This is a genomic window from Nocardia vinacea NBRC 16497, from assembly GCF_000308835.1.
Classification (GTDB): Bacteria; Actinomycetota; Actinomycetes; order Mycobacteriales; family Mycobacteriaceae; genus Nocardia; species Nocardia vinacea.
Genome location: NZ_BAGN01000076.1, coordinates 13,820 through 27,893 on the forward strand (window position 1 = coordinate 13,820; position 14,074 = coordinate 27,893).

Genomic DNA, 14,074 nt, shown 5'->3' on the forward strand with positions numbered 1-14,074 from the left:
TACCCGGATTCATCGTTATGGCGATTCCGTGCGGCATCAGCGGCGCGCTGTCGGGCACCGTCATCGGGCTGCTGGTCGGGGTCATTGCTCCGGACGCGGTGCCGCGGTCGCAAACATCGAGGAGAAGACCACCCGGCCGCGTCCGAGCACATCAGCTCGGACGCGGCCCGGTGCCTGGTTTCGATCAATGCGCGGGTTCAGGCAGCAGTCCGTGCAGCGCGCGCACCATTTCGGTGGCCACCACCGCATGCCCGCTCATCGTGAAGTGGATGAGATCGGCGCTCATCACATCCGGCCGCAGCCGCAGCGGATGGTCCCAGAACTCCACCAGCACGGCGTCGTAACGTGCGGCAAGCTCGCGGATGATGTCGTTGAGCATCGACATCCGTTCCCGCATCGGGCGCATCGGCGCCATCCGTTCCGCCTCCCACACATCGGCGAGGGTGAAGGTGCTCACTTGCGCCCCGCCGCGGGCCAAGGCGCCGAAGAGTGCGTCGAGGTTCGCGCGCAACTCGTCTAGATTGCCACCGGGAGTGAACAGATCGTTTCCACCGCAGCTGATATGCACCAGGTCCGGTGCGAATTCGAGCACCTGCGGCAGCTGATCGGCGCGTACCTGCGCGGACGTCGCCCCGATCCGGCCGGTATTCAGATATGCCAGAGCGGGATTCGCCGCCGTCAAAGTCGCGGCGACGCGATCTGCCCATCCGGCGGTGTCGTATCCGGGACTCGGATCGCCGACGCCATGGGCGATCGAATCCCCGAGTACCGCATAGCGCTGCCAGGGCGCGTCGGCGAGCAGTTCGAGTGCGGCGGCGTTCGACAACAGCATCGGATCGTTGGCTTCGGTACGAATATCGTTGTGCGTCAAGGCAACTCCTAGCTCTGGGTGGGAACGGCACCAGGGATGCGCGCCGGAATCGCGATAACCAACGCGGACGCGATACCGATGCCCGCGCAAACGGCGAACAGCGTGTGGAAGGCGGCCAGCGCATCCTCGGCATTGGCGGCGAAGACCGCAGCCAGCACCGCGACACCGAGCGCGCCGCCCACCTGCCTGGCGGTCAGATTCATGCCGATTCCGGCCGCGAAGCGTTGCGGCGGAAGCGAACTCGCGGCGGCGGTGCCGAGCACCGTCACAACGATCCCGACGCCACCACCGCCGAACAGCCCGGCCGGTATCCACGCGGACCACAAAGCCGGTGTCGGCCCGAATGCATCGGTGCTCATCCACACATTGGTGCCGGTGTACATCAGCGCCCCGAGAACACCGAGCCAACGCCGGGCGCCGGCCGCCGTGACGCGACCGGCAATCGTCGCGGTCACCATCGAGGACACCGCGCCCACCGTCAATGCCGCGGCCGAGCCGAGCACCGAATACTGCCAGACCGCATCCAGGAACAGCGGTCCGGCGAGCAGCCAGGCGAACATGGTCGCACCGAAGACGAACGAGGCGGCATTGGCCAGCGCATACGGCCTGCTCTGCCACAATTCGACGGCGATGGCCGGGTTGTGGTGGCGCACCGAGCGAATCAGCGCGGCCGCGATCAGCAGTGTGCCGACGCCGAGTACCGCGAGTGTGCCGGGTGCGGTCCAGCCCCACCGCTGCCCCTCGGTCACCCCGGCGACCACGCCGCCGAGTCCAAGGGCAATGGCGATGGTCCCGACAGGGTCTGGCAGCGCACTGCCGGGCTGACGGATATCGGGTACGGGAATGCGCAGCCCGGGCACGATCAGCGCGATTGCCACCGGGATATTGATGACGAATACCGCTCGCCAGCCGAAGGCCTCGACCAGTGCGCCGCCGATCGCCGGACCGACCACGGCGGCGAATCCGCCTGCGGCAGACCAGGCTCCGATGGCCGCACCGATCTTCTCGCGCGGCGTGACGGTGAGGACGAGGCCGAGTGCGGACGGCACCATCAGCGCTGCCGCCGCACCTTGCAGCAGGCGTCCGGCAATGAGCCAACCCGCGGTGGGCGCGAGTCCGCACAGCAGTGATGTCACGGCGAAACCGACCAGTGCGATCAGGAACAGCCTGCGCCGTCCGAGGGCGTCGGCGAAGCGGCCCGCCGGGGTGAGCAGTGCCGCGAAGGCGATGGCATATCCGCTTACCACCCAGGTCAGCGTGGTTGTCGCGGTACCAGGAAAGTCGCGGGCGATCGAGGGAAACGCGATATTGACGACGGACAGGTCCAGGAAGGCGATGAACGCTGCGCCACAGGCGATGACGAGCGTGCGCACGGCGGCCTTCGAGGTCGGCGGAGTGTCGGTCCGCTCGGACACTTCGGTCATGAGGGAGATCCTTCGGTGAGGCGAAATCTAAACGTACGACCGTTCGTGCAATAAACGTACGACCGTACGTTCGTATTTGCAACCCGGAAGTGGAAGAATGGCCTCATGGCCGAGTCGACAACCACCGCGCAGGGCACCGATCAGCGCCTCGCCAAAGGTGCCCGCTCCCGGGCCTCGATCGCCAGACATGCCGCCGACGTGGCCTCCATCGAAGGGCTGACAGGCTTGAGCATCGGCCGTCTCGCGACCGATCTCGGCATCAGCAAAAGCGGCATAGCCACTTTGTTCGGCACCAAGGAAGCGCTGCAGGTCGCTGCGGTGAAGGCGGCCCGCGAAGCCTTCGTCGAACGAGTGATCGCGCCGAGTCTCAGCGAACCGCGCGGCCTACCGCGCCTGCGCACCATCATGGAGCGCTGGTTCGACCACATCATCGACTCGACATTTCCAGGCGGCTGCTTCCGTGTGGCCACCATTGCCGAATTCGACAGCAAACCCGGCCCGGTCCGCGATGCGATCGCCGAGGATCACAGCGAATGGCTCGACTTCTTGGCCAAGCAGATTCGGCACGCGCAGGAACAGGGCGATCTCACCGGCCGCGACGCCGATACCATGGCTTTCGAACTCGATGCCGTGATCAGCGCGGCCAATACGGCCCAGCAGATGGGTGATGAGCGCGGTGTCGCCACCGCGCACACCATCGTGAACGGGCTTCTGGGCTGAGATCCTCTTACCGGTGCGTGCTTACGCGTCGGGACTGAGCACGCGTGATGAATCACCCGGAGCGGGTGCCTTGAATCGCGGCAAGTCGGCGATGAGGTCGGACAGCTGACGGCTGGTTCGCTGCACTGTGCCGTCAGGACGAACCAGAGCGCCTTGTCCTCGCTCTAGCCAGCGCCGCAGCGCACCCCGAGCGATGACGATGACACAGCCGCGCTGTTCGATCTCACGGCGCTGTGCCGGTGTCGGTTGGACAGCGGTGACGATCACGAAACGGCCCGCCGCGATATCGTCGAAACGACGGCCGTCGAGAATTGCGTTCGGGACCAGTTTGCCCGCCAGGCCACGGTAAAAGTGATGCGCCACAACAAGTTCGGATCGATGTAGCGGCGGCGTCTGCCCGTTGGTGACCAATTCGGCGAAGCCGGGCAGGTGGTGCAACCGCGGCGCGATGAGGCGGCGCAGCAGATTTCCGAACTCACCGCCGTCGGTCATGGCACGCCCGATGAGCTTGGCGAGCCGGATCATGGCGTGCGCGTGCGGTTTTCGTTCGATTTCGTAGGTGTCGAGGACGCTCGCCGGAAGGTCTTCGGCAAGGACACCCGCGAGCTTCCAGGCCAGGTTGGTCGCATCGCGTAGCCCAGCGCCCATACCCTGGCCGATGAACGGTGGGGTCAGGTGAGCGGCATCGCCGAGTATGAATATCCGGCCGGAATGCCAGCGGTCGGCGAGTTGAGCGCGGAAGGTGTATTCGGCGGCGCGCACGAGACGGATTTCCTCGGATGGGGTGCTGCCGGTCCATGGCGCGATCAGCGGCCGCAAGCTCGTCAAATCGCTGTAGTCGGCCGCAGTTTCGCCGGGGCGGAGTCGGAATTCCCAGCGGTAGCGAGTCGCTCCGATCCGCATGTAGGTAGCGGCACGAACCGGGTCGCAAACCTGGTGCACCCCTTCCCATTCTTCGAAGTCGGCAGCGGTATCCACATCGACGACGAGCCAGCGCTGCGCGAAGTTCAGATCGCGCATCGTGGCTCCGATCGCGGACCGGACCACGCTGTTGGCGCCGTCGCAACCCAGCACATATCCGGCCAGAACCGATTCGGTGGCGCCGGATACTCGGTCGGTGAAATCGACACGCACACAGTCATTTTCCTGTGTCACGCCGACGACCTCGGCATTGCCACGGAGGGTGATGCCGGGATACCGCCGCACATTGGCGCGCAGGATTGCTTCGAGCTCCGGTTGGTCGAATAGGTTCGCCTCCGGGTAGCCATTTGCGCCGCCCGCCGGATCGCGATCGAATTGGGCGAGTACCCGCATATCCGGGTCGATCAATCGCAGGCCGAGCGCCGGACGCGAGATCGCGTCGAAGTCGCCTCCGACGCCGAGACGTGCCAGGATCCGGCGGATTTCACCGTCGAGATGTACCGCCCGGGGCTGCGGATATATGTCGTTCCAGCGTTCCAGCATCAGGGTTTCGATGCCGTACTCGGCGAGCAGCGCCGCCGCGGTGAGGCCCGTGGGGCCCGCACCGACGATGACCACCGGAACCGAGTTCATCGGCTCGCTCCGATCACGAAATTCATTGCCGGACCACGACTTTCCAGCGGATGGCATAACGGCCGAGGATTGCGGCGGCGATACCGTCGGATGCGAGGTCCAGTTCGACGGTCGCGACGATCGCCCCGTCTTCTACTGCCGCCGTGACGCTGTGCACTCCCGCGACCTGCTCGAGCGCGTCCCGCAGTTCACGTCGAGTCGCATCGGCGCGCAGCCCGAGCTTGTAGGGCTTACCGACATCGGTGACCGGCAAAGCATCCAGAACCACGACGGATTTCGGCACGGCCGCTCGCTCGGGCACCCGTTCGCTCGCCCACATGAGCAGGTCCGACTCGGTGACATCGGCATCGGCTCCGAGCGTGACGTACGCGACGGGTACTTCACCGGCGTGGACATCGGGGCGTCCGACGGCACCGGCCGCGGTCACCTGCGGATGTGACAGGAGTGCGTCCTCGATCAGCGCCGGGTCGATATTGTGCCCGCCACGGATGATGAGATCCTTGGCCCGGCCGTGCAGATGGATGAAGCCGTCCGCATCGATGTGCGCGAGGTCGCCGGTATCGAGCCAGCCGGCGACCATGGTGCCGAGCCCGTCGAGAAGGTAGCCCTGCTCATCGCGGCCCGTCACATAACCTGCGAAAACCGTTGGGCCACTGATCTCCAGCACGCCGATCGCACCGGCGGGCAGCGGCTCCCGATCGCCAGCGCGCACCACACGCACCTGCTGGTAGGGCATCCGCTGCCCGACCGCGCCCGGTCGCGGCCGGTCCGGATAGCTGCGGGCGGTCGCGCAGGTCGCCTCGGTGAGTCCATAGCCTTCGACCAGGGTCACACCGGTATGCGTCTGGAAGTTCACCCGCACCGCGGACGGCAGCGGTGACGCGCCGACCATCGCGTAGCGCAAACTGCTGATATCGGCGTCGACGGGGCATTGCGCCAGGACGGCGTACACGGTCGGGACCGCGCTCATCGCGGCAATGCCATAGTGCGCCACGATCTTCCAGAATTCGCCGTACAGTGCGAGATCGCGGTAGCCGAGAGGTCCGGCCCACACCACCGGCTGCCCCTTGAACAGCGGCGCGAGCAGCGTCACCACCAGGGCATTGACATGGAAAAGCGGAAGTGCGGCGAAGATCGTCGCATCCGCGTCGAGCAGGGAGTTGGCGGCGATCATCCACGCGTTGGCGATCTCGCCGGAGTGGGTGTGCGCGGCCAGTTTCGGCACGCCGGTGGTGCCGCCGGTGTGGAACAGCGCGGCCAGATCATCGGATACCGGGAGCTCTCCGGCGAAGGCGGTCGAATCTTCCTCGACGGCAAGCTCATTCAGATAGCCGATATGCACACCGTCGATCACGGGCAGCGGGTGCGGCTCGGCGGCGCCGGTGCGGCGCAGCACGAGTACGGCGTCGAGCAGCCCGTCATTCGCGAGCGCGAGTGCGGATTCCCATGTGTCGGCGGCGAGTTCGGGCCCGGCCGCGACCAGCACTCTGGCACCGGAGCGGCGCAGCAGTTCCGCGATATGCCGACCGGACATCGCGCCATTGATGGGCGCGGCGATACCGGCCAGCTGTGCGGCGAGCGTCGCGGGAATCAACTCCGCGCAGTTCGGCGCCATCAATGCGACCGCGTCATCGCGTCCGATACCGAGCCGGTGCAGCAGATTCGCATAGCGATGCACGTCGGATAGCAGCTCGGAGTAACTGCGCTGCAAGGGTTCTCGCCATCGAGCTGCCTCCGGCAATACGGTGAGCGCATTTCGATCGGGCCAGAGTTGGGTGGCCCGGACCAGCAGTGCGTAGGTCGATTCCGGCAGCCCACGCTCGGCCAGCGGCAGGGATTCGATCTCGGCCAGGTCGCCGGGGCCCGAGTAGCGCGGCCACAGCAGATCCGTCGTCGTCATGTTCACCGCGCGTACCGCACAACCGTACGCTGGCGACCCAGATCGATCGTGCCGTCATCTGTTGCCACTGCGGCCTCGACGATGTCGCCGTCGCGCAGATACTTCGGGTTCTTGGCCTGCCCCTTGAAGAACAGCTTCCACTTCGTCGCCGCCGGGAGCAGCGAGGCGATGATCGCGACCGGTTTCGGCGGGGCGCTGATCGCGGTGCCGATCGGGGTACCGGTGAGCAGCAGATCACCCGCATCGAGTCGTTGGAATCGGGTCAGTGCCTGCAGCGTCTCGACGGGGCCGTAGATCATATCGGCGACCGTCATATCCTGGCGCACTTCACCATTGACCCACAGCCGCAACCGCAGATCGGTGAACCGCTTCAACTCGTCGGCATCCAACAGCACCAACGCCGGACCCACCGGTGTGAAGGTCGGATACGACTTCGCCTCGTAGAACTGGGTTTTCGGCAATTGCACATCGCGCGCCGAAACATCATTGGTGACAACGAGTCCGGCGACGTAGTCGGCGAGATTGTCGGCGGTGATCGCGGTCCCGACCGGCAGCTCCCTACCGAAGACCAACCCGATCTCCACCTCGTAATCCAGCAACCGCACGTGCGCGGGCCGGATGACATCGTCGAGCGGTCCGCTGATCGAACCGGAGGATTTGCGGAAGAACGTCAGTGGCACGGTTTCCGGATCGCCACCCGAATCCCGCACGTGGGATGCGAAATTCGTCATCTGCGCAACCACACGGCACGGTGCGGTAACCGGTGACACCAGCGCGAGGCTTTCGACGGGGACAACCTCGGTACCCGCCGCAGCCGCCGCCAGCGCCTGCCGGTCGGCGAGCAACTGACCGGTGGTGGTCGCGGCGGTATCCACCGGCGCGGCCCCCGTCGACGTCGACACCCACCAGGCGCCGGCGGTTCGGAGAACGGAAATACTCATGAGTTGGCAACTTTCAGTAGACCGCGCAGGCGGTGTAGGTCGAATTCGTTGTCCGCGCGCAGCGCGTCGAATATGCCGCGCAGTTCGCGAACCGATTCCCGACCGGGTTTGAGGCCGAGGAAGTCCTTGGTGATGGGCGGTCCCCATTGGGCCAGCCCGGATGCGGTCATCGGCGCCCAGCCGGGCTCCAGTGTGCAGTCGAACATATCGCCGTCGCTGAAGTGCTCGACCAAAAACCCGTCCGGATCGCGCCAGTAGTCGAAGATCTGGCTGCCCTGGATGTGCCTGCCGATGCCCCACGACCGCCGGTAACCGTGGTCGAGTAGATATTCCCCGCCCGCGGCCAGGGCGTCGAGATCGGCGACCTGATAGGCGGAGTGCACGTACCGGTTGACCGGACCCAGCGTCAGCGCGAGTGTGTGGTGGTCGGCGGGAGTGCGGCCGCGGTCGCAACGGATGAAACTCATGACCGGGCCGCGCTCGCGTTGTCCCGCGTAATAGTGGAAATCGCTGACGATCATGCCCAGGTATTTCAGATACCAGTCGAGCGTCTCCCGATAACGGGTCGTCTGCATCACCACATGCCCGATCCGCTGCACCTTGGCTGGTTCCCGCGGCGGCCGTTGGGTCAGGTTCGTCCGCGGCGATTCGTGGCCGAAATTGAAGGTGTGCGGCTGCTGGGCGGGCAGGGCGGAGAGCACATGCGTATCGGCGACCACCCGCACCCGCAATCCGCTCGGATCGGGCAGGTCGACGGCTGAGCCGCCGATGCTCTCCGGCAGCGGTACCGGCTCGAGGCCGGTGGCCTGCGCGAGTCGGAACAGGTCCGTCGAGGTCGCCGCCTGGAATGCGGGTCCGATGAACCTCGAACGGTTGCCCCGGCGGATGACCACACACGGTGCACCGGGGTCGGTGCCACGCAGCTGCAATTCGTCCGCGGTGCGCAGCACGGTCGTGAAACCGAAAGCGCAAGCGAAGATTTCGGCGGCGGCCAGGTCGGGCTTCTCGAACTCCAGCCACGCCAGATCGTGCACCTTGATGATCGGATTCCGGGCCCGACCCGGATGCTCCCCCGCCTCGGCGCCGAACTCGCTGTGCAGACCCGCGTGCGGGTCGTGCTGGTCGATCATCGGCCTCTCCCTTCAAGTAACTGAATATATCGTCACTTACGAGGGCGCGTTCAGTCAAGATATTCTGAGGAATTCGTCATTACTGACTCGACGGGTTAGGATTGCGGGATGGACCAGGGAGAGGTGATGAGCGAGCAAACCGGCGCCGAACCCAATCGCTTGGAGCGGCGAAAAGCACGTACCCGGTCGGCGCTGGTCAGCGCGGCCCAGTCCTTCCTCGCCGCCGGAAAACCGAATGTGCCGATCCTGGAGATCACCCAGGCCGCCGATGTCGGGATGGGATCGTTCTACAACCACTTCGAAAGTCGTGAGGATTTGTTCCGCGCCGCGATCGAGGAGGCGCTCGATCGGCACGGCTCAACCCTCGACGTGCTGACCGAGGGCATGGACGATCCAGCGCATATCTTCGCGCAGAGCTTCCGGTTGACCGGTCGTCTGCACCGCAGAAATCCCACGTTGAGCAAGGTGCTGCTCAATCACGGTTTGGCCCTTGTCAGCTCCACGAAGGGTCTCGCGCCCCGCGCACGCCGTGATATCGATGCCGCTGTGCGCGCGGGACGGTTCCAGGTCCGCGATGTGGAGCTGGCCATGACCATCGTCGCCGGCGCCTCGCTATGCCTCGGTCAGCTCCTGCACGACAACCCCGAACGCGACGATGCCGCGGCCGCGGACGAGGTCACCGAGGATCTGCTGCGCATGTTCGGTATTCCGCCGGACGAGGCGCGTGAGATCTGCGAGCGACCGCTGCCGCCGATCGGCGCGGTGCCGGACAACGCCGCCTGATATCACGCCGCGGCGTGACCACTGAAGCCGCGTCAGAAGGCGGATTCAGGGAGGGGCATGTTCACAGATCGATCTCCACATCGCTGATCGGGTAGGCCACGCAGGAGTGGGTGTAGCCGAACTGCTCGTCGGACAGTCGTAGTTTCGCTTCCTCGGCGGTGTGCACCTCACCTTTGACGACCCGCACCCGGCACAGGCTGCACTCACCGGATCGGCATGCCGTTTCGGGCCGAATACCGTTGTCCTCCAACGCATCCAGCAGGGGTCGGTTGCGTGGTGTACGGAAGCTGATGCCGCCGACGGTGACGGTCACGTGCTCGGCAGGATCCACGTCGGCGGGCCAACGGGGTTGGGCGGCCGGGTCGCTCGGTGCGCCATTTGCTTCGAAGCGGATTCGCTTGCGCGGCTGGCCGAGTGCGCGGAGTTGTCCGAGCGCGTACGGATAGAGTGCCTGCGGGCCGCAGACGTAGACCATGCGGCCGTCGAGTTCGCCGGTCAGGGCGCGGATGGTGTCGGCGGTGAGGAATCCGGTTGGCCCGGTCCAGTCGGTGTCGGGTTCGGTGATGACGTGGTCGACGACGACACCGGGATATCGGGTGGCGAGTGCGTCGAGTTCGGCGCGGAAGATGATGTCGTCGGCGGAGCGGGAGCCGTAGACGAGGTGGACTGTGCGGTCCAGATCGCGGTCGACGATCTCGCGGATCATGCTCATCGCCGGGGCGACACCGGAGCCGCCCGCGAGGAATACCAGGTCGTCGCCGTGGAAGAGCGGGTTGTGGTGGAACGTACCCATCGGCCCGGTCGTGGTGAGTACCTGCCCGACCTGCACCGTTTCGATGAGCAGATTGCTGATGCGTCCGCCGGGGACGCGCCGCACGGTCAGGTCGTAATGGTCGAGCGTGGCCGGGCTCGAGGAGATGGCGTACGGGCGGCTGGTGCCGTCGACGAAGACATTGACGTACTGTCCCGCCAGGAAGGGCGGCAGCTCGAGCTGGTCGACACCCTCGAGCCGGAAGGTTTTGGTGGTCGCGGTCTCGCCGATGATCTCGGCGACGATCAGCCGCAGCCGCTGGGGGTGGTAGGCGTCGATGGTGGCGCGGGTTTCGGCGGGGTGGTCGCGGGTGTCGGGGATGCGGGAATCGATTTCGACGAGGATCTGTGCCGCGCCGTCGAACCGTTCTGCGAGGGGGTGCTTCATGGTGTGCTCCGTTCAGGCGGCCTTGGCGCGCAGCAGGCGACGCGCGACGCGTGCGCCGGCTTCGAGGGTGGGTTGGAATCCGCCGAGGCCTGCCCAGGAACCGGCCAGATGCAGTCCGGGTATGTGGGTTTCGCGTTCGCTGTTGCGGAACAGCCAGTTCTCGGTGGCGTCCTGGTCGTAGCCGTAGATCGTGCCGCCGGGGTGGCCGAGGTAGCGCATCATGGTCAATGGTGTTGCGACATCGACCTCTTCGATGGCGTCCCGGATGCCGGGGGTGATGGTCTCGCACAGGTCGAGCAGCGTTTGGGCATAGGCGAATTTGGTGCGTGCGTATTCCGACGGAGCCACATTGCGCCAGATTTCGCCGTATTGCAGGGTCATGAGGCTGACATGGGTGGTGCCGGTGGGCGCGAACCCGATCGGCGCGACATCGTAAGAGCTGACGCAGATTCCGCGCGCGGGCTGGAAGGATCGCCACGCGTTGTAGGTGCGGTCGTCGTCGGTGTCCATATTGACGAAGGTTGTGCTGGTGGTGAACCCGAGTTCGGCCGGGGTGGCGTCCAGGCCCATGTGCAGCACGAAACCGGATACGCCGATTCGCCTGGTAGCCAGATCATCTCGTACCGCAGCGGGCAGGTCGATGCCTTCGAGCATTCCGTAGGTGGTCGGCAGCGAGGCGTTGGATACTACGTCGGGAGCGGTGACCTCGGTGCCGTCATCGAGCCGGACGCCGAATACCTGGTCCGCATCGGTGAGAATGGCCTCGACCGCGGTGTTGAACCGCACCGCACCGCCCGCCTGCAGGAAGGCGTCGAGGATGGCGGTGGACATGGCTTGTGAGCCGCCGCGCAGATGCCATGGCTTGAATTCGAAGTAGGCGAACAAGGTAAGCGCCAGATCCTGGAACCGCAGCTTCGACGGCGGCTGCCCGAGATAGGTCCAGTACATGCCGAGCGCGACCTTGATCCGGTCGTCGTCGAAGAACTCGTCGAGCACCGCCTTCATTGGCCGCAGCCCGTATTCGAACAGCACCGGGTCGATCTGCTCGACCGGCATCCCGCGCATGGCGGCGATCTGCCAGAACGTCACCTGCTTCAGCAGTTCGAAGAACTTCGCCGTCCGGTCGCGGTTGCCGGGGAACTCTGCTTCGATAGCGTCGATCGCGGCATCCCAGTCCGCGGGCAGCGTGAGATCGAGCTGCCCGGGAATCACCGCACGGTACAGGTCGTGCTCCTGTACGAATTCAAGCTTGTCGGCGATACCCAGCTGCTGGAACAGGCCATCCCGCAACGACATCGGCTGCCCTTCGGCACCGACACCCGAAAGTTGGTGCAGCGCAACCTCGAATTCGAAACGTCCACGGCGGAAAGAGGTTCCGCAGCCGCCCGGAACGTTGTGCCGCTCCAGCAACAGAGTTCGCGCACCCGCGCGCTGCAAGGTGGCCGCGGCCGTCAGCCCGGCATTGCCTGCGCCGATGACGATGGCGTCGTAATCGGTCACGCCTGCGCCGCCTCACGCTGCAACTGCTCGGTGGCCTCGGCCTTGATCTGCTCGAACTGCTCACCCATGCGCGCGGCCAACGCCTGCGCGGCCGAGAGCGGACGCACCATCACCATGAAGTCGTCGATCTTGCCGTGCTCGTCGAAATGCAGGAAGTCGCAGCCGGTGAGCTGTTTGCCGTCGACGGTGGCCTCGAAGACGAAGGCGTGGTCGCGGCCGTTCGCGTCGGCGATCTCGCGTACGTAGCGGAAGTCCTCGAATACGCGGATCACCCCACGCAGGATGGCCGCGGTGATCGCCTTGCCCGGATACGGCTTGAACGCGACCGGACTGGTGAACACCACGTCGTCGGCCAGCAGCGCCTCGATCGCGGCCTCGTCGCGGGCCTCCACAGCTGCACGGAAGGGATGCATCGATTCCACCTTTCATCGTCAATTATTTGCCTATCAACTCCGAACGGTATCCGTGTATGCGCTCTAGTGTCTAGAGTTGATTAGACAATAATTTGAATAGTCATCGAGAGTGGTAGTCTGGGCAGATGGCGTTACGAGACGCGGTGTTGGCCGCTCTGCTGGAAGGGGAGGCGTCCGGCTATGACCTGGCCAAAGGCTTCGACGCCTCGGTGGCCAACTTCTGGATGGCCACTCCCCAGCAGCTCTACAAGGAACTAGAGCGGATGGCCGCCGAGGGCTTGATCGAGACCCGGGTCGTGCAGCAGGAGCGTCGTCCGAACAAGCGCCTGCACGCCATCACGGCGGCCGGTCGGGCCGCGCTGCGCGCATTCATCGCCGAGCCCGCCAAACCGACCGCCGTCCGCGATGAATTGATGGTCAAGGTGCAGGGCATGGATGCAGACGATGCGCCGACCGTACGCGCCGCGGTGGCCGAGAAGCTGGACTGGTCCAGGGCGAAACTGGCCCGCTACGAACGCTTGCGCGCCCGGCTGCTCGATGGGCGCAGCGAGCAGGCGTATCTGGCCGAGGCCGAGCGCATCGGTCCCTACCTGACCTTGCTGCGCGGAATCTCCTTCGAGCAGGAGAACATTCGCTGGGGGGAGTTCGCGCTGGGTGCCATCGACCGCCGCATCGTTTCGGGGTCCGCGACCCCGGCCGATCTGGACTCGATCATGCCGCGGTGAGTGCCGGACCGTATTCGGCGCGCGCGTTCCAGCCCGACCGTAGAAGGTGATGCGGCCTCCCTGAGATGGCGCGGTGTGCCAGAATTCGCGGGTGCGCAGTCCCGTGATCGACGTTGCGGTGGGCAGCGATATCGGCAGACGCTATGCGGCGAATTTCGATGTCACCTATCTCCGTGAGCAGCCGTTGCTGGCGCTGGTGGCCGATGGTATGGGAGATGGGCCGGGCAGCGCGTCGGCGGGGCGGACCGCGGTGGATATCTTCGTCGAACACGTCGCGGATGCGGTGGAACTCGGGCCGGACACGTTGCGTGCCGCGGTGGCGGCGGCGCACGCTCGGGTGAGTCGGATCGGTCAGGAATTGCGGACTTTGGCCGGATGCACGCTGACCGCCATGGTCGCCGCGCCGCAGGGCTGCTGGCTTGTGCAGATCGGCGACTCCCGGGTGTACCGGCTGCGCGCCGGGCTGCTCGAACTACTGACAACCGACCACACGATGGCGTGGCTCGGCGCTGTGCACGGCTGGTATCCGTTCGATTCGCCGCAGGCCGCGTCGGCGCGGTATCAGCTGACCCGCTACATCGGACACGGTGACGCCCCGGAACCGGATGTGCTGAGCGTGACGATGCAACCCGGCGATAGGTACCTGCTGTGCACCGACGGTGTATCCGAGCAGGTCGGCTACGACGACCTCCGGAACTGGTTGAGCCGTGGGGTCAATCCGCAGTCCGTTGTCGTCAGGCTCTTGGCTGCCGCCGATCGGGCGGGCGGAAAAGATAACGCGACGGCTATCGTCGTCTATGTCGACTGAATTGTCTTTCGGCACACCGGATTTATTCTCCGGGCCGGAGGGCGGTCCGGGCCGAGAATTCGAAATCGAAAGTCGAATTCGCTTGGGCGAATGATGGTTCCGTCGAG

Annotated in this window: 13 protein-coding genes; 4 read left to right on the forward strand and 9 right to left on the reverse strand. The window is 65.6% G+C overall.

The genetic code is table 11. From position 1 onward, the window contains the following. Window positions 1–184: 184 nt before the first annotated feature. Window positions 185–871, reverse strand: a complete 687-nt coding sequence (locus ON44_RS09075) for an SGNH/GDSL hydrolase family protein (RefSeq protein WP_040687954.1) — start codon at window positions 869–871, stop codon at window positions 185–187. Window positions 872–879: 8 nt separating this feature from the next. After that, window positions 880–2,295, reverse strand: a complete 1,416-nt coding sequence (locus ON44_RS09080) for an MFS transporter (RefSeq protein ID WP_040687957.1) — start codon at window positions 2,293–2,295, stop codon at window positions 880–882. Window positions 2,296–2,400: 105 nt separating this feature from the next. On the opposite strand from ON44_RS09080, the gene ON44_RS09085 reads away from it, so the two are divergent. After that, window positions 2,401–3,015, forward strand: a complete 615-nt coding sequence (locus ON44_RS09085; RefSeq protein WP_040687960.1) for a TetR/AcrR family transcriptional regulator — start codon at window positions 2,401–2,403, stop codon at window positions 3,013–3,015. A gap of 21 nt (window positions 3,016–3,036) precedes the next feature. Here the strand turns inward: ON44_RS09085 and mhpA are convergent, their stop codons facing one another. The 4 genes from mhpA to ON44_RS09105 are packed head-to-tail and all read right to left on the reverse strand — an operon-like array spanning window position 3,037 to window position 8,540. Beyond that, window positions 3,037–4,569 (reverse strand): bifunctional 3-(3-hydroxy-phenyl)propionate/3-hydroxycinnamic acid hydroxylase MhpA, encoded by a 1,533-nt coding sequence (mhpA, locus tag ON44_RS09090; RefSeq protein WP_051181794.1) that lies wholly within the window; start codon window positions 4,567–4,569, stop codon window positions 3,037–3,039. A 22-nt stretch (window positions 4,570–4,591) separates the two neighbouring features. Continuing rightward, window positions 4,592–6,469: an acyl-CoA synthetase gene (locus ON44_RS09095; RefSeq protein ID WP_040687963.1), complete on the reverse strand. Its 1,878-nt coding sequence runs from the start codon at window positions 6,467–6,469 to the stop codon at window positions 4,592–4,594. A 2-nt stretch (window positions 6,470–6,471) separates the two neighbouring features. Further along, window positions 6,472–7,410, reverse strand: a complete 939-nt coding sequence (locus tag ON44_RS09100; protein ID WP_040687966.1) for a fumarylacetoacetate hydrolase family protein — start codon at window positions 7,408–7,410, stop codon at window positions 6,472–6,474. Next, complete coding sequence (locus ON44_RS09105; RefSeq protein WP_040687968.1) at window positions 7,407–8,540, reverse strand: VOC family protein; 1,134 nt, start codon at window positions 8,538–8,540, stop codon at window positions 7,407–7,409. Before ON44_RS09105 ends, ON44_RS09100 begins: the two co-directional genes overlap by 4 nt. 126 nt (window positions 8,541–8,666) lie before the next feature. Here ON44_RS09105 and ON44_RS09110 point away from each other — a divergent pair, with 126 nt between their 5' ends. After that, the gene (locus ON44_RS09110; protein WP_040688056.1) at window positions 8,667–9,323 is read left to right on the forward strand and encodes a TetR/AcrR family transcriptional regulator; all 657 of its coding nucleotides are present in this window, start codon (window positions 8,667–8,669) and stop codon (window positions 9,321–9,323) included. Window positions 9,324–9,384: 61 nt separating this feature from the next. Here ON44_RS09110 and ON44_RS09115 read toward each other — a convergent pair whose 3' ends face one another. From ON44_RS09115 to ON44_RS09125, 3 genes are read right to left on the reverse strand one after another with little or no spacing between them, the layout of a single operon-like run. Further along, a complete protein-coding gene (locus ON44_RS09115) occupies window positions 9,385–10,521 on the reverse strand; it encodes a 2Fe-2S iron-sulfur cluster-binding protein (protein ID WP_040687971.1) in 1,137 nt (378 codons plus the stop codon). Between the two features lie 12 nt (window positions 10,522–10,533). Further along, a complete protein-coding gene (locus ON44_RS09120) occupies window positions 10,534–12,021 on the reverse strand; it encodes a phytoene desaturase family protein (RefSeq protein WP_040687973.1) in 1,488 nt (495 codons plus the stop codon). Further along, complete coding sequence (locus ON44_RS09125) at window positions 12,018–12,434, reverse strand: nuclear transport factor 2 family protein (protein WP_040688058.1); 417 nt, start codon at window positions 12,432–12,434, stop codon at window positions 12,018–12,020. The genes ON44_RS09120 and ON44_RS09125 overlap by 4 nt, the downstream gene beginning before the upstream one ends. A gap of 125 nt (window positions 12,435–12,559) precedes the next feature. Between ON44_RS09125 and ON44_RS09130 the strand changes: the two genes are divergently transcribed. Beyond that, a complete protein-coding gene (locus ON44_RS09130) occupies window positions 12,560–13,159 on the forward strand; it encodes a PadR family transcriptional regulator (RefSeq protein WP_040687976.1) in 600 nt (199 codons plus the stop codon). 91 nt (window positions 13,160–13,250) lie between these two features. Then, window positions 13,251–13,967 carry a PP2C family protein-serine/threonine phosphatase gene (locus ON44_RS09135; protein WP_040688060.1) on the forward strand — a complete coding sequence of 239 codons (717 nt, stop codon included), beginning with the start codon at window positions 13,251–13,253 and terminating at the stop codon, window positions 13,965–13,967. Window positions 13,968–14,074: the final 107 nt, after the last annotated feature.

Excerpts from the sequence above, each read along its gene's own strand:
- ON44_RS09130 (WP_040687976.1), top strand. The coding sequence starts at position 12,560 with ATGGCGTTACGAGACGCGGTGTTGGCCGCTCTGCTGGAAGGGGAGGCG.
- ON44_RS09100 (WP_040687966.1), bottom strand. The coding sequence starts at position 7,410 with ATGAGTATTTCCGTTCTCCGAACCGCCGGCGCCTGGTGGGTGTCGACG.
- mhpA (WP_051181794.1), bottom strand. The coding sequence starts at position 4,569 with ATGAACTCGGTTCCGGTGGTCATCGTCGGTGCGGGCCCCACGGGCCTC.
- ON44_RS09110 (WP_040688056.1), top strand. The coding sequence starts at position 8,667 with ATGAGCGAGCAAACCGGCGCCGAACCCAATCGCTTGGAGCGGCGAAAA.
- ON44_RS09115 (WP_040687971.1), bottom strand. The coding sequence starts at position 10,521 with ATGAAGCACCCCCTCGCAGAACGGTTCGACGGCGCGGCACAGATCCTC.
- ON44_RS09085 (WP_040687960.1), top strand. The coding sequence starts at position 2,401 with ATGGCCGAGTCGACAACCACCGCGCAGGGCACCGATCAGCGCCTCGCC.
- ON44_RS09080 (WP_040687957.1), bottom strand. The coding sequence starts at position 2,295 with ATGACCGAAGTGTCCGAGCGGACCGACACTCCGCCGACCTCGAAGGCC.
- ON44_RS09125 (WP_040688058.1), bottom strand. The coding sequence starts at position 12,434 with ATGCATCCCTTCCGTGCAGCTGTGGAGGCCCGCGACGAGGCCGCGATC.
- ON44_RS09105 (WP_040687968.1), bottom strand. The coding sequence starts at position 8,540 with ATGATCGACCAGCACGACCCGCACGCGGGTCTGCACAGCGAGTTCGGC.
- ON44_RS09095 (WP_040687963.1), bottom strand. The coding sequence starts at position 6,469 with ATGACGACGACGGATCTGCTGTGGCCGCGCTACTCGGGCCCCGGCGAC.